The sequence below is a fragment of the Aeromonas sp. S16(2024) genome (assembly GCF_041403065.1).
GTDB lineage: Bacteria > Pseudomonadota > Gammaproteobacteria > Enterobacterales > Aeromonadaceae > Aeromonas.
In genome coordinates this window covers 1-18,924 of sequence record NZ_JBGLQX010000043.1, presented here as the reverse complement: position 1 = coordinate 18,924, position 18,924 = coordinate 1, and the positions used below count along the sequence as shown (strand labels likewise).

The 18,924-nt window shown below is 56.4% G+C and carries 18 protein-coding genes and 1 tRNA gene; all 19 read left to right on the top strand.

Annotation, left to right across the window (positions count from 1 at the left end):
• A partial coding sequence (locus ACB030_RS20035) for an elongation factor Tu (protein WP_371162195.1) occupies positions 1–748 on the top strand: 748 nt, incomplete at its 5' end.
• A gap of 52 nt (positions 749–800) precedes the next feature.
• A tRNA-Trp gene (locus tag ACB030_RS20030) sits at positions 801–877 on the top strand.
• Between the two features lie 60 nt (positions 878–937).
• Entirely contained in the window at positions 938–1,309 is a 372-nt protein-coding gene (gene secE, locus ACB030_RS20025; RefSeq protein ID WP_371162193.1) for a preprotein translocase subunit SecE, read from the top strand.
• Positions 1,310–1,318: 9 nt separating this feature from the next.
• On the top strand, positions 1,319–1,870 hold the full coding sequence (nusG, locus tag ACB030_RS20020; RefSeq protein WP_005323644.1) for a transcription termination/antitermination protein NusG: 552 nt from the start codon (positions 1,319–1,321) through the stop codon (positions 1,868–1,870).
• Positions 1,871–2,004: 134 nt separating this feature from the next.
• Positions 2,005–2,433, top strand: coding sequence for a 50S ribosomal protein L11 (gene rplK / locus ACB030_RS20015; RefSeq protein WP_016352267.1), 429 nt, complete (start codon positions 2,005–2,007; stop codon positions 2,431–2,433).
• A 4-nt stretch (positions 2,434–2,437) separates the two neighbouring features.
• Positions 2,438–3,139 (top strand): 50S ribosomal protein L1, encoded by a 702-nt coding sequence (gene rplA / locus ACB030_RS20010; protein ID WP_041206544.1) that lies wholly within the window; start codon positions 2,438–2,440, stop codon positions 3,137–3,139.
• A gap of 257 nt (positions 3,140–3,396) precedes the next feature.
• Positions 3,397–3,897, top strand: a complete 501-nt coding sequence (gene rplJ, locus ACB030_RS20005; protein ID WP_025328617.1) for a 50S ribosomal protein L10 — start codon at positions 3,397–3,399, stop codon at positions 3,895–3,897.
• A 51-nt stretch (positions 3,898–3,948) separates the two neighbouring features.
• Positions 3,949–4,311 carry a 50S ribosomal protein L7/L12 gene (rplL, locus tag ACB030_RS20000; protein WP_025328616.1) on the top strand — a complete coding sequence of 121 codons (363 nt, stop codon included), beginning with the start codon at positions 3,949–3,951 and terminating at the stop codon, positions 4,309–4,311.
• Positions 4,312–4,533: 222 nt separating this feature from the next.
• Complete coding sequence (rpoB, locus tag ACB030_RS19995) at positions 4,534–8,562, top strand: DNA-directed RNA polymerase subunit beta (RefSeq protein ID WP_025328615.1); 4,029 nt, start codon at positions 4,534–4,536, stop codon at positions 8,560–8,562.
• A gap of 90 nt (positions 8,563–8,652) precedes the next feature.
• On the top strand, positions 8,653–12,957 hold the full coding sequence (rpoC, locus tag ACB030_RS19990; protein ID WP_005325063.1) for a DNA-directed RNA polymerase subunit beta': 4,305 nt from the start codon (positions 8,653–8,655) through the stop codon (positions 12,955–12,957).
• A gap of 197 nt (positions 12,958–13,154) precedes the next feature.
• Complete coding sequence (locus tag ACB030_RS19985; RefSeq protein ID WP_025328613.1) at positions 13,155–13,871, top strand: transcriptional regulator; 717 nt, start codon at positions 13,155–13,157, stop codon at positions 13,869–13,871.
• Between the two features lie 26 nt (positions 13,872–13,897).
• Positions 13,898–14,278, top strand: a complete 381-nt coding sequence (locus ACB030_RS19980; protein WP_041206542.1) for a RidA family protein — start codon at positions 13,898–13,900, stop codon at positions 14,276–14,278.
• 86 nt (positions 14,279–14,364) lie between these two features.
• Positions 14,365–14,757, top strand: coding sequence for a sulfurtransferase complex subunit TusD (gene tusD, locus ACB030_RS19975; RefSeq protein ID WP_371162188.1), 393 nt, complete (start codon positions 14,365–14,367; stop codon positions 14,755–14,757).
• Between the two features lie 9 nt (positions 14,758–14,766).
• Positions 14,767–15,123 carry a sulfurtransferase complex subunit TusC gene (tusC, locus tag ACB030_RS19970; RefSeq protein WP_371162186.1) on the top strand — a complete coding sequence of 119 codons (357 nt, stop codon included), beginning with the start codon at positions 14,767–14,769 and terminating at the stop codon, positions 15,121–15,123.
• Positions 15,124–15,130: 7 nt separating this feature from the next.
• Positions 15,131–15,409 (top strand): sulfurtransferase complex subunit TusB, encoded by a 279-nt coding sequence (gene tusB / locus ACB030_RS19965; protein ID WP_371162183.1) that lies wholly within the window; start codon positions 15,131–15,133, stop codon positions 15,407–15,409.
• Positions 15,410–15,591: 182 nt separating this feature from the next.
• Positions 15,592–15,966 (top strand): 30S ribosomal protein S12, encoded by a 375-nt coding sequence (gene rpsL, locus ACB030_RS19960; protein WP_005306278.1) that lies wholly within the window; start codon positions 15,592–15,594, stop codon positions 15,964–15,966.
• A gap of 93 nt (positions 15,967–16,059) precedes the next feature.
• Complete coding sequence (rpsG, locus tag ACB030_RS19955; protein ID WP_010675949.1) at positions 16,060–16,530, top strand: 30S ribosomal protein S7; 471 nt, start codon at positions 16,060–16,062, stop codon at positions 16,528–16,530.
• Positions 16,531–16,605: 75 nt separating this feature from the next.
• Positions 16,606–18,711 carry an elongation factor G gene (fusA, locus tag ACB030_RS19950; RefSeq protein WP_205642978.1) on the top strand — a complete coding sequence of 702 codons (2,106 nt, stop codon included), beginning with the start codon at positions 16,606–16,608 and terminating at the stop codon, positions 18,709–18,711.
• 54 nt (positions 18,712–18,765) lie between these two features.
• On the top strand, positions 18,766–18,924 hold a 159-nt coding region (locus tag ACB030_RS19945), incomplete at its 3' end, for a GTP-binding protein (RefSeq protein ID WP_235698359.1).

The window sequence follows — 18,924 nt, the reverse complement described above, 5'->3', positions numbered from 1 at the left end:
GCTCGAACTGGTCGAGATGGAAGTTCGTGAACTGCTGACCGAGTACGACTTCCCGGGTGATGACCTGCCGGTAGTCCGTGGTTCCGCGCTGAAAGCGCTGGAAGGCGACGCTGCATGGGAAGAGAAGATCATCGAGCTGGCTCACCACCTGGATACCTACATTCCGGAGCCGGAGCGTGCCATTGACCAGCCGTTCCTGATGCCTATCGAAGACGTCTTCTCCATCGCTGGCCGTGGTACCGTAGTTACCGGTCGTGTAGAGCGCGGTATCGTCAAGGTAGGCGAGACTGTGGAAATCGTTGGTATCAAAGACACCGTTTCTACCACCTGTACCGGTGTTGAAATGTTCCGCAAACTGCTGGACGAAGGTCGTGCCGGTGAGAACGTTGGCGCCCTGCTGCGTGGCGTGAAGCGTGAAGAAGTTGAGCGTGGTCAAGTACTGGCCAAGCCGGGCTCCATCAAGCCGCACACCAAGTTCGAATCTGAAGTGTACGTGCTGTCCAAAGAAGAAGGTGGTCGTCATACCCCGTTCTTCAAGGGCTACCGTCCGCAGTTCTACTTCCGTACTACCGACGTGACCGGTACCATCGAGCTGCCGGAAGGCGTAGAGATGGTAATGCCAGGCGACAACATCAAAATGGTTGTTACCCTGATCGCGCCGATCGCGATGGACGACGGCCTGCGTTTCGCCATCCGTGAAGGTGGCCGTACCGTAGGTGCTGGTGTTGTAGCCAAAGTTATCGCTTAATCTTGGCTTACATAAATAAAGCAAAGCCCCTATAATAGGGGCTTTCTTATGCAGGGGCGTAGTTCGAATTGGTAGAACAGCGGTCTCCAAAACCGATGGTTGCGGGTTCGAGTCCTGCCGCCCCTGCCATATACCTCGTCTCGTACGGGGCTTTTGTGTCTTTGGTTACGTCAGATACAGGTGGGTTGTATGAGTGTTAGTTCTGAGGGACAGGGCGGAAGCAAGGATACCCTTCTTTGGGGCCTGGTTTTCATCATCCTGGCGGCCGCTGTAGTGGGTAATTACCTGCTCACCGATGTTGTCGCAGCCGTCCGCGCCCTGGGTGTGGTCGCTGTCATCGCTGCTGCTGGTGCAGTAGCCCTGCAAACCACCAAGGGAAAGGCGACACTGGCATTTGCCCGTGAGTCGCGCCTGGAAGTCCGCAAGGTCGTATGGCCAACCCGTCAGGAAGCCATTCAGACAACCCTGATTGTGCTGGCGGTGACTGCCGTGATGGGGCTGTTGCTGTTCATGCTGGACGGTGCCTTGGTCTGGTTGGTCAACCTGATTACCGGTGTGTAAGGAAAAGCCATGACTGAACAACGTGAACAACGTATGAGATGGTATGTCGTGCAGGCATTTTCCGGCTATGAAGGCCGGGTTGCCAAATCCCTGCGTGAACATATCAAGATGCATGGCATGGAAGAGCTGTTTGGCGAAGTGCTGGTCCCGACCGAAGAAGTGGTCGAGATGCGTGCCGGCCAGAAGCGCAAGAGTGAGCGCAAATTTTTCCCGGGTTATGTCCTGGTCCAGATGATGATGGACGAGACCACATGGCACCTGGTACGCAATGTGCCACGGGTCATGGGCTTTATCGGCGGCACCTCCGATCGTCCTGCTCCTATCTCCGATAAGGAAGCGGATGCCATCCTCAATCGTCTGCAAGATGCCCACGACAAGCCGCGTCCGAAAACCCTGTTTGAACCGGGTGAAATGGTGCGGGTTGCCGATGGTCCGTTCGCTGACTTCAACGGCACCGTTGAAGAAGTGGACTACGAGAAGAGCCGCGTGAAGGTCTCTGTACTGATCTTTGGTCGCTCAACGCCGGTAGAACTGGATTTTGGTCAGGTCGAAAAGGGCTGATTAAACTCTGTACGTTTAACGGTTGTCAGGGGCAGCGATTATCTCTATAATTCGCTGCCCCTTTATTTGTTGGGGAGCCGTTTGCAGGAGCATGTCTCCGAGGCGCTAGAACCCATTTTTGAGGTATTTTTCTAATGGCTAAGAAAGTCACAGCTTATATCAAGCTGCAAGTTAAGGCTGGCAGTGCTAACCCCAGCCCTCCCGTTGGTCCTGCTCTGGGTCAGCACGGTGTGAACATCATGGAATTCTGTAAGGCGTTCAACGCTCGTACAGAAAAGCTGGAAAAAGGCTCACCGACTCCGGTCGTGATCACCGTTTACAGCGACCGTTCCTTCACCTTCGAAACCAAGACTCCGCCTGCTTCCTTCCTGCTGAAGAAAGCCGCTGGTATCCAGTCTGGTTCCGCCAAGCCGAACAAAGACAAGGTTGGTAAGGTGACTGTTGCTCAGCTGCAAGAAATCGCCAAGACCAAAGAGCCGGACATGACTGGTGCCGATCTGGATGCAAAAGTACGTTGCATCGCAGGCTCCGCTCGTTCCATGGGCCTGGTAGTGGAGGATTAAGACAATGGCAAAACTTTCCAAGCGTATGCGCGTTATTCGCGAAAAAGTTGACGGTACCAAAGAGTACTCCATCAACGAAGCCATTGCCCTGCTGAAAGAACTGGCTACCGCCAAGTTCGTTGAAAGCGTTGACGTTGCCGTTAACCTGGGTATCGATGCTCGTAAATCCGACCAGAACGTACGTGGTGCTACTGTGCTGCCGCACGGTACCGGTCGTGACATCCGTGTTGCCGTATTCACCCAGGGTGCCAACGCCGAAGCCGCCAAGGCTGCCGGTGCTGAACTGGTTGGTATGGATGACCTGGCCGAGCTGGTCAAGAAAGGCGAGATGAACTTCGATGTCGTGATCGCATCCCCGGATGCCATGCGCGTTGTTGGTCAACTGGGCCAGATCCTGGGCCCGCGCGGCCTGATGCCTAACCCGAAAGTGGGTACCGTTACCCCGAACGTTGCTGAAGCTGTGAAGAATGCTAAAGCCGGTCAGGTTCGTTACCGCAATGACAAGAATGGTATCATCCATACCACTCTGGGTAAGGTTTCTTTCAACGAAGTTCAGCTGAAAGAAAACTTGGAAGCTCTGCTGGTTGCTCTGAAAAAGGGCAAACCCTCTTCCGCCAAAGGCATCTTCATCAAGAAAGTCAGCATCTCCACCACCATGGGTGCCGGTGTTGCCGTAGACCAAGCTTCTCTGGAAGCTCAGGGCTAATTGATGGATTTTACAAGGCGCAAAATTTAATCTATAATTTTGCGCCTTGATTGGTTGGGGGTTTCGACCTCCGTCCAAGACCGCAGGTGGCCACAAGGCCTTAATCCTTCCTGCGTAGACGGTGCCGGAAACCCAGCGAGAAAGTTTTCTTTCTCTTCTGGAATCCTGCTACCGCATCGTTCCCCTCTGTTGTGAAGGTAGGGGGGATGTGTCAGTACTGAGTCATGAGACTCAGATTCAATCCAGGAGTTAAGCCAATGGCATTGGGACTCGAAGACAAAAAGGCAATTGTTGCTGAAGTCAACGAAGCTGCCAAAGGCGCTCTGTCTGCAGTTGTTGCCGATTCTCGCGGTGTGACTGTTGACAAGATGACCGTCCTGCGTAAATCCGCTCGTGAAGCCGGTGTGTACATGCGCGTTGTGCGTAACACCCTGCTGCGTCGCGCGGTAGAGGGCACCGAATTCGGTTGCCTGAACGACGTATTGACTGGTCCTACCTTGATTGCTTTCTCTAACGAACACCCGGGCGCTGCCGCTCGTCTGTTCAAAGAGTTTGCCAAAGCGAACCAAAAGTTCGAAATCAAGGCTGGCGCTTTTAACGGTGAGTTTATCGCCGCAGCACAAATTGATCGTCTGGCCACGCTGCCGACCTACGACGAAGCAATTGCGAAGTTGATGGCTACCATGAAGGAAGCCTCTGCTGGCAAGCTGGTTCGTACTATCGCTGCTGTTCGCGACCAGAAACAAGCTGCTGCTTGATTCTCGCCTATTTAGGCTGTTTGAGTTTATTCAACATCAGGAATTTTTGTCATGTCTATCACTAAAGACCAAATCATCGAAGCCGTTGCTTCCATGTCCGTAATGGAAGTTGTTGAGCTGATCGAAGCAATGGAAGAGAAGTTCGGTGTTTCTGCCGCTGTTGCTGTAGCTGCCGGTCCGGCCGCTGAAGCAGTAGAAGAGAAGACCGAGTTCGACGTAGTTCTGACTGCTGCTGGCGCCAACAAAGTTGCCGTCATCAAGGCCGTTCGTGCTGCCACCGGCCTGGGCCTGAAAGAAGCCAAGGACCTGGTAGAAGCCGCTCCGACCAACCTGAAAGAAGCCGTCTCCAAAGACGAAGCTGAAGCTCTGAAGAAAGAGCTGGAAGCTGCCGGTGCTTCTGTTGAGATCAAATAATCTGCATTTATGTAGATTAGCCTGATAAAACAGGCTAGGGCTGGTGAATGTTTGTTCACCAGCCTTTTTGCGCTGTAGACTGAGAGCATTTCACACCGTTTACGACTCTCGGTGCACCAGCAATCCGGACCGCCTCATCGTCCGGGCCAACACAAAACGGTGTTGAGACAGAGCTGTCCCGCGGGACAGAGTGGGTCACTTATCAGCGAGCTGAGGAACCCTATGGTTTACTCTTATACCGAAAAAAAACGCATTCGTAAGGACTTCGGTAAGCGAGACCAGGTACTGGACACGCCTTATCTGTTGTCCATTCAGCTGGACTCCTTCAAGCAGTTCATCGAGGCTGACCCGGAAGGTGAATATGGCCTAGAGGCCGCTTTCCGTAGCGTTTTCCCGATCACCAGTTACTCCGGTAGTGCTGAGCTTCAGTATGTCAGCTATCGCCTGGGTGAGCCGGTATTTGACGTAAAAGAATGCCAGATCCGTGGAGTGACCTACTCCGCGCCGCTGCGTGTCAAGCTTCGTATGGTTCTGTACGACCGTGAAGCAGCTGCCGGCACCGTCAAAGATATCAAGGAACAAGAAGTCTACATGGGCGAAATTCCGCTCATGACCGAGAACGGCACCTTTGTCATCAATGGTACCGAACGGGTTATCGTCTCCCAGCTGCACCGCAGCCCGGGCGTCTTCTTCGACCACGATAAAGGCAAAACACATTCATCCGGTAAGGTACTGTATAACGCCCGCGTTATCCCCTACCGTGGCTCCTGGCTGGACTTCGAGTTCGATGCGAAAGACAACCTGTTTGTCCGTATCGACCGTCGTCGTAAACTGCCGGCCTCCATTATTCTGCGCGCCCTGGACTTCAGTTCCGAAGAAATCCTGGCCACCTTCTTCGAGACCATAGGTTTCGAGGTCAAAGATGGCAAGTTGATGATGGATCTGGTGCCCGAGCGCCTGCGTGGTGAGACTGCGACCTTCGACATCATTGCCAATGGCGCCGTGGTGGTTGAGACCGGTCGTCGTGTCACTGCCCGTCATATCCGTCAGTTGGAAAAAGACGCCATCACCCAGATCGAGGTGCCGGTAGAGTATGTTGTTGGCAAAGTTGCAGCCAAGAACTACGCGCACCCGCAAACTGGCGAAATGGTCGTGACTGCCAACCAGGCTCTGAGCCTGGAAGCGGTAGCCAATCTGTCCCAAGCCGGCTTCAAGCACTTCGAGGTTCTGTTCACCAACGAACTGGACCACGGTGCCTACATGTCCGAGACCCTGCGCATCGACTCCAGCTCCAGCCGCCTGGAAGCTCTGGTCGAGATCTACCGCATGATGCGTCCGGGCGAGCCGCCCACCCGCGAAGCGGCAGAGCAGCTGTTCGAGAACCTGTTCTTCTCTTCCGAGCGTTACGACCTGTCTACCGTGGGTCGGATGAAGTTCAACCGCCGTCTGGGTCGTGAAGACGAGACCGGCGTTGGCGTGCTGACCAAAGACGACATCGTCGAAGTCATGAAGCGCCTGATCGACATCCGTAACGGCAATGACGAGGTGGACGATATCGACCACCTGGGTAACCGTCGTATCCGTTCTGTCGGTGAAATGGCAGAGAACCAGTTCCGCGTCGGTCTGGTGCGTGTCGAGCGTGCGGTCAAGGAGCGTCTCTCCCTGGGCGACCTGGACACCCTGATGCCGCAGGATCTGATCAACGCCAAGCCGATCTCCGCCGCGGTCAAAGAGTTCTTCGGTTCCAGCCAGCTGTCCCAGTTCATGGACCAGAACAACCCGCTGTCCGAAGTGACCCACAAGCGTCGTATTTCCGCGCTGGGCCCGGGCGGTCTGACCCGTGAGCGTGCCGGCTTCGAAGTTCGAGATGTACACCCGACTCACTACGGTCGTCTGTGCCCCATCGAGACTCCGGAAGGTCCGAACATCGGTCTGATCAACTCGCTGTCCGTGTATTCCCGCACCAACGAGTACGGTTTCCTCGAGACCCCGTACCGCAAGGTCATCGACGGTGTGATCACCGACGAAGTGGACTACCTGTCAGCCATTGAAGAAGGCAAGTACGTGATCGCACAGGCCAACGCCGCGACCACCGAAGATGGCCGTCTGAAAGACGAGTTGATCCCGTGCCGTCACAAGGGTGAATCCACCTTTATGAACGCCGACCAGATCCAGTACATGGACGTGAGCCCGCAACAGATCGTCTCTGTGGCAGCGGCCCTGATCCCGTTCCTGGAGCACGATGATGCTAACCGAGCCCTGATGGGTTCGAACATGCAACGTCAGGCAGTACCGACTCTGCGTGCCGACAAGCCGCTGGTAGGTACCGGTATGGAACGCGCCGTGGCCGTTGACTCCGGTGTTACCGTAGTGGCCAAGCGTGGCGGCATGATCGACTACGTCGATGCCTCCCGTATCGTTATCAAGGTCAATGAAGATGAGCTGCTGCCTGGCGAAGCCGGCATCGACATCTACAGCCTGACCAAGTACACCCGTTCCAACCAGAACACCTGTATCAACCAGCGTCCTTGCGTGATGTTGGGTGAGCCGGTGATGGCGGGCGACGTGCTGGCTGACGGCCCGTCTACCGATCTGGGCGAACTGGCGCTGGGCCAAAACCTGCGCGTCGCCTTCATGCCGTGGAACGGTTACAACTTCGAAGACTCGATCCTGGTGAATGAGCGCGTGGTACAGGAAGATCGCCTGACCACCATCCATATCCAGGAACTGGCCTGTATCTCCCGTGACACCAAGCTGGGTCCGGAAGAGATCACTGCCGACATCCCGAACGTGGGTGAAGCCGCTCTGTCCAAGCTGGACGAGTCCGGTATCGTCTACGTGGGTGCCGAAGTGAAGGGCGGCGACATCCTGGTCGGCAAGGTAACACCCAAGGGTGAAACCCAGCTGACGCCGGAAGAGAAGCTGCTGCGCGCCATCTTCGGTGAGAAGGCCTCCGATGTGAAGGACTCCTCCCTGCGTGTGCCGAACGGTGTGTACGGTACCGTGGTTGACGTGCAAGTCTTTACCCGCGATGGCGTGGAAAAAGACAAGCGCGCCAAAGAAATCGAAGAGATGCAGCTGAAGGAAGCGAAGAAGGACTTGACCGAAGAGTTCAAGATCCTGGAAGACGGCATTTTCGGCCGCTCCCGCAACCTGCTGCTGGCCGCCGGTTACAGCGAAGATCGTCTGAACAAGCTGGATCGTTCCAAGTGGTTTGAATTGGCCATCGAAGATGAAGCCAAGCAGATCGAGCTGGAGCAGATCGCCGAACAGCACATCGAGCTGAAAGCCGACTTCGACAAGAAGTTCGAGAACAAGCGTCGCAAGATTATCCAGGGTGATGATCTGGCGCCGGGCGTACTGAAAATCGTCAAGGTTTACCTGGCAGTCAAGCGTCGCATCCAACCGGGTGACAAGATGGCGGGCCGTCACGGTAACAAGGGTGTTATCTCCAAGATCTGCCCGGTCGAGGACATGCCCCATGACGAGTTCGGCCGTCCGGTCGACATCGTACTGAACCCGCTGGGCGTACCGTCCCGTATGAACATCGGTCAGATCCTCGAAGTGCATCTGGGCCTCGCGGCCAAGGGCATCGGCGAGAAGATAGACCGCATGATCAAGGATCAGCGCGAGCTGCACGAGATGCGTGACTTCCTGCAACAGGTCTATGACCTGGGCGAGAAAGACACCCAGCAAGTGAACATCGCCGAGCTGTCTGATGACGACGTACGTACCCTTGCGGGTAACCTGCGTAAGGGTCTGCCGGTTGCTACACCTGTCTTTGATGGCGCCAAAGAGCGCGAAATCAAGGCCTTGCTGAAGCTGGCCGATCTGCCGGAATCCGGTCAGATCTCCCTGTTCGACGGTCGTACCGGCAACGCCTTCGAGCGCAAGGTCACCGTGGGTTACATGTACATGCTGAAGCTGAACCACTTGGTAGACGACAAGATGCACGCGCGTTCTACCGGCTCCTACAGCCTGGTTACCCAGCAGCCGCTGGGTGGTAAGGCGCAGTTCGGTGGTCAGCGGTTCGGTGAGATGGAAGTGTGGGCCCTGGAGGCTTACGGTGCGGCATATACCCTGCAGGAAATGCTGACCGTCAAGTCTGACGATGTGAATGGCCGTACCAAGATGTACAAGAACATCGTGGATGGCGACCACCGTATGGAGCCGGGCATGCCCGAATCCTTCAACGTACTGTTGAAGGAAATCCGCTCTCTGGGTATCAACATCGAGCTGGACGAAGAGTAAGAGCTCGCTCTTATTGTTCGAGAATTGACGTGGGCGCCCTGCTGCTTTGGCAGCAGGGCGCCGAGGTTAGACTCCTGACAGGGGAAACACGTGAAAGACTTACTCAAGTTTTTGAAGGCTCAGACCAAGACCGAAGAGTTTGACAGTATCAAGATCGGTCTGGCCTCTCCTGACATGATCCGCTCCTGGTCATTCGGTGAGGTCAAAAAGCCTGAGACCATCAACTACCGGACTTTCAAGCCGGAACGTGATGGTCTGTTCTGCGCCCGTATCTTCGGACCGGTGAAGGACTACGAGTGTCTGTGCGGCAAGTACAAGCGCCTGAAACACCGTGGTGTGATCTGCGAGAAGTGCGGCGTAGAAGTGACCCAGACCAAGGTCCGTCGCGAGCGCATGGGCCACATCGAGCTGGCCAGCCCGACTGCCCACATCTGGTTCCTGAAGTCCCTGCCGTCCCGTATCGGTCTGCTGCTGGACATGACCCTGCGTGACATCGAGCGCGTGCTGTATTTCGAATCCTATGTAGTGATCGAACCCGGCATGACCAACCTCGAGCGCAGCCAGATGCTGTCCGAAGAGAACTATCTGGACGCACTGGAAGAGTGGGGCGACGAATTCGACGCCAAGATGGGTGCCGAGGCAATCCTTGCATTGCTGCGTGCCATCGATCTGGAAGGTGAAGTCAAGACCATGCGCGAGGAGCTGGATCAGACCAACTCCGAGACCAAGCGCAAGAAGACCACCAAGCGTCTGAAGCTGATGGAAGCCTTCCTGCAGTCCGGCAACAAGCCGGAGTGGATGATCATGACAGTGCTGCCTGTGCTGCCGCCGGACCTGCGTCCGCTGGTACCGCTGGACGGCGGCCGTTTCGCGACTTCCGATCTGAACGATCTGTACCGTCGCGTGATCAACCGTAACAACCGCCTGAAGCGTCTGCTGGATCTGGCGGCGCCGGACATCATAGTGCGCAACGAAAAGCGCATGCTGCAAGAGTCCGTGGATGCCCTGCTGGATAACGGCCGTCGTGGTCGTGCCATCACAGGTTCCAACAAGCGCCCGCTGAAATCCTTGGCCGACATGATCAAGGGTAAGCAAGGTCGTTTCCGTCAGAACTTGCTGGGTAAACGTGTCGACTACTCCGGTCGTTCCGTTATCACCGTAGGTCCGACGCTGCGTCTGCATCAGTGCGGTCTGCCGAAGAAGATGGCGCTCGAGCTGTTCAAGCCCTTCATCTATGGCAAGCTGGAATCCCGTGGTCTGGCGACCACCATCAAGGCCGCCAAGAAGATGGTGGAGCGCGAAGAAGCCGTCGTTTGGGACATCCTGGACGAAGTGATCCGCGAACACCCGGTCCTGCTGAACCGTGCACCGACCCTGCACCGTCTGGGTATCCAGGCGTTTGAACCGACCCTGATCGAAGGCAAGGCCATCCAGCTGCACCCGCTCGTCTGTGCCGCCTATAACGCGGACTTCGATGGTGACCAGATGGCGGTCCACGTACCGCTGACCCTGGAAGCCCAGCTGGAAGCGCGCGCCCTGATGATGTCTACCAACAACATCCTGTCGCCTGCCTCCGGTGAGCCGATCATCGTTCCTTCCCAGGACGTGGTCTTGGGTCTGTACTACATGACCCGTGCCCGTATCAACGCCAAGGGCGAAGGTATGGTGCTGGCCGGCCCGAAAGAAGCCGAGAAGGTCTATCGCGCCGGTCTGGCCGATCTCCATGCTCGTGTGAAAGTGCGCATTACCGAATACCTGCGTCAGGAAGACGGTTCCCTGCTGCCGCACACCGAGATGAAGAACACCACAGTTGGTCGTGCGATCCTGAGCCTGATCCTGCCGAAAGGCATGGAATACGCGCTGATCGACGAGCCCAAGGTGCTGACTGCCGCCGAGCAGGCTGATCTGGATGCCAATCCGCAGAACTGGATCAAATCCGTATCCAACAAGGCGCTGGGCAAAAAGCTCATCTCCCGTCTGCTGAACACCTGCTATCGCAAGCAGGGCCTGAAGGACACCGTCATCTTCGCTGACCAGCTGATGTATACCGGTTTCCATTACGCGGCCCTGTCTGGTGCTTCCGTTGGTATCGATGACATGGTCATCCCGGATGCCAAGAAAGACATCATTGCGGCAGCCGAAGCCGAAGTTGCCGAGATCCAGGACCAGTTCCTGTCCGGTCTGGTGACCGCGGGCGAACGCTACAACAAGGTTATCGATATCTGGGCCAGCGCGAACGATCGCGTCTCCAAGGCCATGATGGATAACCTCTCCAAGGAGCGGAACGTCAACTCCCTGGGTGAAGAAGAAGAGCAGGCTTCCTTCAACAGCATCTTCATGATGGCCGACTCTGGTGCGCGGGGCTCCGCCGCCCAGATCCGTCAGCTGGCCGGTATGCGTGGCCTGATGGCGAAGCCGGATGGCTCCATCATCGAAACGCCGATCGTGGCGAACTTCCGTGAAGGTCTGAACGTACTGCAGTACTTCATCTCCACTCACGGTGCTCGTAAGGGTCTGGCGGATACCGCACTGAAGACGGCGAACTCCGGTTACCTGACTCGTCGTCTGGTTGACGTGGCTCAGGACATGGTGATCACCGAGGACGATTGCGGTACGACCGAAGGTCTGTGGATGACTCCGCTGATCGAAGGTGGTGACGTGGTCGAGCCGCTGCGTGAGCGCGTGCTGGGTCGTGTGGTCGCCGAAGACGTGATCAAGCCGGGTACTGAAAGCGAGATCCTGGTCGCGCGCAATACCCTGCTCGACGAGTATCTGTGTGACCTGCTGGAGCGTAACTCCGTCGACCGCGTGAAGGTACGTTCTGCCATCACCTGTGAGACCGACTTCGGTAACTGTGCCCACTGCTATGGCCGTGATCTGGCCCGTGGTCACCTGGTTAACAAGGGTGAGGCTGTCGGTGTTATCGCCGCCCAGTCCATCGGTGAGCCGGGTACCCAGCTGACGATGCGTACCTTCCACATCGGTGGTGCCGCATCCCGAGCTGCTGCCGAGAGCAGCATCCAGGTCAAGAACACCGGTAGCATCAAGCTGCAGAACGCCAAGTTTGTTACCAACAGTGCCGACAAGCTGGTTATCACCTCCCGTTCTACCGAACTGACCATCATGGACGAGATGGGCCGTACCAAGGAAAGCCACAAGCTGCCTTACGGTTCTGTCCTGGAAGTGAAAGATGGCCAGGCCGTGAGTGCCGGTGATACCGTCGCCAACTGGGATCCGCACACCCACCCGATCATCACCGAAGTAGCAGGTCGCCTGGACTTCGAACACATGATCGACGGTGTGACCATCACTCGTCAGACCGACGAGCTGACCGGTCTCTCCTCTATCGTCGTGCTGGATGTCAACGAGCGTCCGAGCGCCGGTAAAGAGATGCGTCCGACCGTGAAGCTGGTCGACCAGAACGGCAAGGATGTCATGATCCCGGGTACCGACGTTGCAGCCCAGTACTTCCTGCCGGGCAAGGCGATCGTGAACCTGGAGGATGGTGCCAACGTGGGCGTGGGTGACGCGGTCGCGCGTATCCCGCAAGAGTCCAGCGGTACCAAGGACATCACCGGTGGTCTGCCGCGCGTTGCGGATCTGTTCGAAGCACGTCAACCGAAGGAACCGGCTATCCTGGCCGAGATCTCCGGTACCATCTCCTTCGGGAAAGAGACCAAGGGCAAACGCCGTCTGGTCATCACCCCGACCGACGGTGGCGACATCTACGAAGAGATGATTCCGAAGTGGCGTCACCTGAACGTGTTCGAAGGTGAAAAAGTTGAGAAGGGTGAAGTGCTGGCAGACGGTCCTGAGTCTGCTCACGACATCCTGCGTCTGCGCGGTATCAGCCCGGTCGCCAACTACATCGCCAACGAAGTGCAGGACGTTTACCGTCTGCAAGGCGTTAAGATCAACGACAAGCACATCGAAGTCATCGTTCGTCAGATGCTGCGTAAGTGCGAGATCCTGAGCGCTGGCGACACTGACCTTATCGAAGGCGAGCAGGTTGAAGTGGCTCGCGTGAAGATTGCCAACCGTAAGCTGGTTGCCGAGGGTAAGACTCCGGCCACCTTCCGTCATATCCTGATGGGTATTACCAAGGCATCCCTGAGCACCGAGTCCTTCATCTCCGCGGCTTCCTTCCAGGAAACCACCCGTGTTCTGACCGAAGCGGCCGTTGGCGGCAAGCGTGATGAACTGCGTGGCCTGAAAGAGAACGTGATCGTGGGTCGTCTGATCCCGGCTGGTACCGGCTTTGCCTACCACCATGCCCGGATCAACCAGCGTGCCGCCGCAGCCCGTGCTGTCGGTGTGCCGCAGGTGACTGCCGATGAGGCTCAGCAAAATCTGGCGGATCTGCTCAACGCAGCCGGCAGTTTTGACGAAGAGTAATCTTCAGCTGCAGTGATTAAAAAAGGGCTCCTTCAAGGGGCCCTTTTTGTTGCTCGCCCGTCAGCCGTGCGCTGCACCGGGCTGGGGCAGGGGATGATCCAGTGCAAGGTTATAGAGCAAAAAATCAAAAAAAGTTGACATTGACCCCCCGCAATTGAAAACTCGGGAAAGTTGAATGGTTATTACAGGGGTAGAACATGGCTGTCGGTATCGAGGAAGTACTGCTTCCCGAAGAGCAACTGAGCGGTCGCGCTTTTACAGACGAAGACAGGGAATTGTTGCGTTCATATGAGGGCCTCATCGAGGGCCTGGCCGACTTGTTCGGCAAGCACTGCGAAGTGGTGCTGCATTCCCTGGAGAATCTGCATGAGTCAGTGATCAAGATAGCGAACGGATTCAATACTGGGCGAACCTTGGGAGCACCGATCACCGATCTGGCCCTGCGCATGCTCAAGGACATCGAGAGCACGGGTCAGGATCACACCCAGAGCTACTTTGCCCGCAGCCGGACCGGTGCGCTGATGAAGTCGAGCACCATCGCCATCCGCAACCGCGACAAGCAGGTGATAGGTCTTATCTGCATCAACCTGCACATCAATGCGCCTTTCCACGAGTTCGTGGCCGAATTCTTCCCGACGCCCCAGCAAGTGGAGCGTCAATCGCCGGAGACCTTCGCCAACAGCGTGGAGGAGCTGGTTGCCCAGACGGTGGACAACACCATCGACGAGATCAACCGCGATCCCTCCGTGGCCAACAACGCCAAGAATCGTTTTATCGTGACCCAGTTGTTCGAGAAGGGCATATTTGATATCAAGGACTCGATCAACTTGGTCGCCGACAAGCTGAATATTTCCAAACATACCGTGTATCTCTACATCCGACAGCGCAAGCAGGGTGAAGAAGAGAGCGAGTAAGCGCCATAGATAGGGGATAGATAACAATGGCTAAAGAAGTGATTGCAACCGACAAGGCGCCTGCCGCAATTGGTCCTTATGTTCAGGCTACCAAGCTGGGTGATCTGGTGTTCACCTCCGGGCAGATCCCGCTCGATCCGGCCACCATGGACATCGTTGCCGGTGGCATCGAGGCGCAGGCCGAACAGGTGATGAAGAATCTGGTTGCAGTATTGAAGGCGGCGGGTGCCGATACCAGCAAGGTGCTGAAGACCACCTGTTTCCTGAGCGACATGAACAACTTCGTGGCCTTCAACCAGGTCTATGCCCGCTACTTCGGTGACGCTGCGCCGGCGCGCTCCTGCGTGGAAGTGGCTCGCCTGCCGAAAGATGTGCTGGTCGAAGTCGAAGCCATTGCTTACGTCTGAGTCACCGTCATCGGAAGAGCCCCTCCCAGGAGGGGCTTTTTCGTCTTTGAGGTAGAATGGATGCACATCTGTGCAGGAGTCCGGACATGAGTCTGAATTTTGCCCTGCTGGTCACCGGGCCCGCCTATGGCACCCAGACGGCCAGCACCGCCTATCGCTTCGCCCTGAGCCTCATCGAGCAGGGGCATCAGCTGTCCCACCTGTTCTTCTATCAGGATGGGGTCCATAACGGCAATGGTCTGCATGCACCTGCCAGCGATGAGACCGACCTGGTGGCGCTGTGGCGCGATCTGGCCCTGGCGCAGGGCATTGCCATCGATGTGTGTGTCGCCGCCGCCATGCGCCGCGGGGTGCTCGATGAAGCCGAGGCCAAGGGGGTCGGCAAGGCCCAGTTCAATCTGCAGGCCCCGTTTCGTTTAAGCGGGCTGGGTCAGCTGGCCGAGGCCAGTCTGACCGCCGACCGCTTCGTCCAGTTCTAGGGGGATGCAATGACCAAGATAGCCTTTATCTGCCGGCGTGGTCCCCACGGTACGGCGAGTGGACGAGAGGGCCTGGATGCCTTGCTGGCCACCTCTGCGTTGACGGAATCCCTGGCGCTGTTCCTCATCGGTGACGGCGTGCTGCAACTGCTCAGGGAGCAGTCGCCACAGGGGATATTGCAGCGCCACTACGCCCCGACCTTCAAGATGCTGGAACTGTACGATGTCGAGGAGGTCTATGTCTGTGCGGCGTCGCTGGCCGAGCGTGGTTTGACGGCCGAGGATCTGCTGATCCCCGTGACGGTGCTGAGCCCGGCCGAGATCCGCCGCCAGTGGGACAACTTCACCACCCACATCAGCTTTTGAGGTGCCCATGATACAGCTGGTATTGAGCTCGCCCTTCCTCAGCCAGGACCTCGAGCAGGTGCTGCGTTATCGTCAGGAAGCGGATCTGCTGGTGCTGATGCAGGACGCCGTGGTGGCGACGACGGCCCCGCTGTGGTGCGAACGGTTGAGCGGGATCCCGCTCTATGTGATGGGGGAAGACCTGAAGGCGAGGGGCTTGTCCCCCAGGATCGGGATGGAACTCGACATGGCCGGTCTGATCAAGCTGATCGCCGAACAGGGATCACCGCAGACCTGGGCCGGCTAGTTTTCATTTTTGTCTGTCAGCTCAGGTGGTTAGCACAATAATGGCGGGATGTCATTTGCCCTTTTGGCGCACGAATTGTATAAATCTTGACTCCCCAGACAACAGGGCATAAAATTTCGCGTCCCCGTATCTGCGGGGAGGATTTTTCACACGTTTATGAAGTCATTATCAGGAGCCTTTTGATGGCAACTATTAACCAGTTGGTTCGCAAGCCACGCATCAAGCTCGTTGTGAAAAGCAACGTGCCGGCGCTGGAAGCGTGCCCTCAGAAGCGTGGCGTATGCACCCGTGTATACACCACCACCCCCAAGAAGCCTAACTCTGCACTGCGTAAAGTGTGCCGTGTACGTCTGACCAACGGCTTCGAAGTCACCTCCTACATCGGCGGTGAAGGTCACAACCTGCAGGAGCACTCCGTTGTTCTGATCCGTGGCGGTCGTGTCAAGGATTTGCCAGGTGTTCGTTATCACACCGTTCGTGGTGCGTTGGACTGTGCCGGTGTTAAAGACCGTAAGCAGGCTCGCTCCAAGTATGGCGTGAAGCGTCCGAAAGCTTAATGGTTCTCCGTTAAGTAAGGCCAAACGTTAATTCGTTTCTAGTTAGATAACTTTCTAGTTTTGGGTAACCCCTGAAGTTACGGAGAATTTGAAATGCCAAGACGTCGTGTTGTTGGTCAGCGTAAAATCCTGCCGGATCCCAAGTTCGGATCAGAGCTGCTGGCTAAATTTGTCAACGTAGTAATGGTTGACGGTAAGAAATCTGTTGCAGAAGCCATCGTTTATGGCGCCCTGGACATCATTGCCACCAAATCTGGCAAAGAGCACCTGGCCCTGTTCGAAGTCGCTCTGGACAACATCCGTCCGGCGGTCGAGGTTAAATCTCGTCGCGTCGGTGGTGCAACCTATCAGGTACCGGTAGAAGTTCGCCCGGTTCGTCGCAATGCCCTGGCAATGCGCTGGTTGGTTGATGCCGCTCGTAAACGTGGTGAAAAATCAATGGCTCAGCGTTTGGCTGGCGAGCTGCTGGATGCCGCTGACAATAAGGGTTCGTCTGTCAAGAAACGTGAAGACGTTCACCGTATGGCTGAAGCGAACAAGGCCTTCGCTCACTTCCGCTGGTAATCCGCTTGCGCAGGGTCTTCTGGCTCTGCGCACCTTTAATTATCTGGGGACAAGTGCCCTAGTAAGAGGATGACAATGGCTCGTACAACCCCCATTGAGCGTTATCGTAACATCGGTATCTCTGCTCACATCGACGCCGGTAAGACTACTACTACCGAGCGCGTTCTGTTTTACACCGGTGTAAGTCACAAGATCGGTGAAGTTCACGATGGCGCTGCCACCATGGACTGGATGGAACAGGAACAAGAGCGTGGTATCACCATCACCTCCGCCGCGACCACCGCTTTCTGGTCCGGTATGGGTAAACAGTTCCAACCGCACCGTATCAACATCATCGATACCCCGGGCCACGTTGACTTTACTATCGAAGTAGAGCGTTCAATGCGTGTTCTGGATGGCGCCGTGATGGTGTACTGTGCCGTAGGTGGCGTACAGCCACAGTCTGAGACCGTATGGCGTCAGGCTAACAAGTACAAGGTTCCCCGTATCGCGTTCGTCAACAAGATGGACCGTACCGGTGCCAACTATCTGCGCTGCGTTGAGCACATCAAGACCCGTCTGAAAGGTAACCCGGTTCCGCTGCAACTGAACATCGGTTCAGAAGAGAACTTCAAGGGCGTTATCGACCTGGTCAAGATGAAAGCCATCAACTGGAGCGAAGCTGACCAGGGCGTATCCTTCGATTACGAAGACGTCCCGGCCGAGCTGCTGGAACAAGCGCAAGAAATGCGCATGACCCTGGTTGAAGCCGCTGCTGAAGCGTCTGAAGACCTGATGGAAAAATATCTGGGTGGTGAAGAACTGACCGAGGAAGAGATCAAGAAAGCTCTTCGTCAGCGCGTTCTGAACAACGAAATCATCCTGGTTACCTGTGGCTCCGCGTTCAAGAACAAGGGCGTACAGGCCATGCTGGATGCCGTGGTTGACTATCTGCCGGCTCCGACCGACGTAGCAGCCATCGACGGTCTGAAGCTGGATGGCGAGACCAAAGACGAGCGTCACGCTTCCGATGACGAGCCGTTCTCTGCTCTGGCGTTCAAGATTGCTACCGACCCGTTCGTTGGCAACCTGACCTTCTTCCGCGTCTACTCCGGTGTGGTTAACTCCGGTGACTCCGTGCTGAACTCTGTCAAAGAGAAGCGCGAGCGTTTTGGCCGTATCGTTCAGATGCACGCCAACAAGCGTGAAGAGATCAAAGAAGTTCGCGCAGGCGACATCGCCGCTGCCATCGGTCTGAAAGACGTGACCACTGGTGACACCCTGTGTGACGAAAAAGCGCCGATCATCCTCGAGCGTATGGAATTCCCGGAGCCGGTAATCTCCATCGCTGTTGAGCCGAAAACCAAGGCTGACCAAGAGAAGATGGGTCTGGCACTCGGCCGTCTGGCGCAGGAAGATCCGTCTTTCCGTGTATGGACTGACGAAGAATCTGGCCAAACCATCATCGCCGGTATGGGTGAGCTGCACCTGGACATCATCGTTGACCGTATGCGTCGCGAGTTCAAGGTAGAAGCGAACGTAGGTAAGCCGCAGGTTGCCTACCGCGAAACTATCCGCAATACCGTCAAGGACATCGAAGGCAAGCATGCCAAGCAGTCCGGTGGTCGTGGTCAGTACGGTCACGTTGTGATCGACATGTACCCGCTGGAAGAAGGCAAAGCCTACGAGTTCGTTAACGACATCAAGGGCGGCGTGATTCCTGGTGAGTTCATCCCGGGTGTTGACAAGGGTATCCGTGAGCAGCTGAAGTCCGGCCCGCTGGCTGGCTATCCGGTAATGGATCTGGGTGTGCGTCTGCACTTCGGTTCCTACCACGATGTCGACTCCTCTGAACTGGCGTTCAAAATCGCTGCTTCCATGGCCTTTAAGGCTGGCTTCATGAAGGCCAACCCGGTTCTGCTCGAACCGATCATGAAAGTAGAAGTTGAGACTCCGGAAGATTACATGGGCGACGTGATCGGTGACCTGAACCGTCGTCGTGGCCTGATCGAAGGTATGGAAGACGGCCCGTCCGGCAAGATCGTTCGTGCTCTCGTGCCGCTGGCCGAGATGTTCGGTTATGCGACCGCCCTGCGTTCCGCTACCCAAGGTCGCGCTTCCTATGCCATGGAGTTCGCCAAGTATCACGATGCCCCGACTAACGTCGCCCAGGCCGTGATCGAAGAGCGCAAATCCAAGTAATTTATGATTCCCCGCCTACGACGGTAGGCGGGTTTAACCTAGAAGGACTACGTCGTGTCTAAAGAAAAATTTGAGCGTAACAAACCGCACGTAAACGTCGGCACCATCGGCCACGTTGACCACGGTAAAACCACCCTGACCGCCGCCATCACCAACGTGCTGGCCAAGCACTTCGGTGGTAAAGCTTTCGCCTTCGACCAGATCGACAAGGCA

What these genes read in the sequence shown, in the direction of transcription:
- secE (WP_371162193.1), top strand. Translation starts at nt 938, where the DNA reads ATGAGTGTTAGTTCTGAGGGACAGGGCGGAAGCAAGGATACCCTTCTT.
- nusG (WP_005323644.1), top strand. Translation starts at nt 1,319, where the DNA reads ATGACTGAACAACGTGAACAACGTATGAGATGGTATGTCGTGCAGGCA.
- rplK (WP_016352267.1), top strand. Translation starts at nt 2,005, where the DNA reads ATGGCTAAGAAAGTCACAGCTTATATCAAGCTGCAAGTTAAGGCTGGC.
- rplA (WP_041206544.1), top strand. Translation starts at nt 2,438, where the DNA reads ATGGCAAAACTTTCCAAGCGTATGCGCGTTATTCGCGAAAAAGTTGAC.
- rplJ (WP_025328617.1), top strand. Translation starts at nt 3,397, where the DNA reads ATGGCATTGGGACTCGAAGACAAAAAGGCAATTGTTGCTGAAGTCAAC.
- rplL (WP_025328616.1), top strand. Translation starts at nt 3,949, where the DNA reads ATGTCTATCACTAAAGACCAAATCATCGAAGCCGTTGCTTCCATGTCC.
- rpoB (WP_025328615.1), top strand. Translation starts at nt 4,534, where the DNA reads ATGGTTTACTCTTATACCGAAAAAAAACGCATTCGTAAGGACTTCGGT.
- ACB030_RS19985 (WP_025328613.1), top strand. Translation starts at nt 13,155, where the DNA reads ATGGCTGTCGGTATCGAGGAAGTACTGCTTCCCGAAGAGCAACTGAGC.
- ACB030_RS19980 (WP_041206542.1), top strand. Translation starts at nt 13,898, where the DNA reads ATGGCTAAAGAAGTGATTGCAACCGACAAGGCGCCTGCCGCAATTGGT.
- tusD (WP_371162188.1), top strand. Translation starts at nt 14,365, where the DNA reads ATGAGTCTGAATTTTGCCCTGCTGGTCACCGGGCCCGCCTATGGCACC.
- tusC (WP_371162186.1), top strand. Translation starts at nt 14,767, where the DNA reads ATGACCAAGATAGCCTTTATCTGCCGGCGTGGTCCCCACGGTACGGCG.
- tusB (WP_371162183.1), top strand. Translation starts at nt 15,131, where the DNA reads ATGATACAGCTGGTATTGAGCTCGCCCTTCCTCAGCCAGGACCTCGAG.
- rpsL (WP_005306278.1), top strand. Translation starts at nt 15,592, where the DNA reads ATGGCAACTATTAACCAGTTGGTTCGCAAGCCACGCATCAAGCTCGTT.
- rpsG (WP_010675949.1), top strand. Translation starts at nt 16,060, where the DNA reads ATGCCAAGACGTCGTGTTGTTGGTCAGCGTAAAATCCTGCCGGATCCC.
- fusA (WP_205642978.1), top strand. Translation starts at nt 16,606, where the DNA reads ATGGCTCGTACAACCCCCATTGAGCGTTATCGTAACATCGGTATCTCT.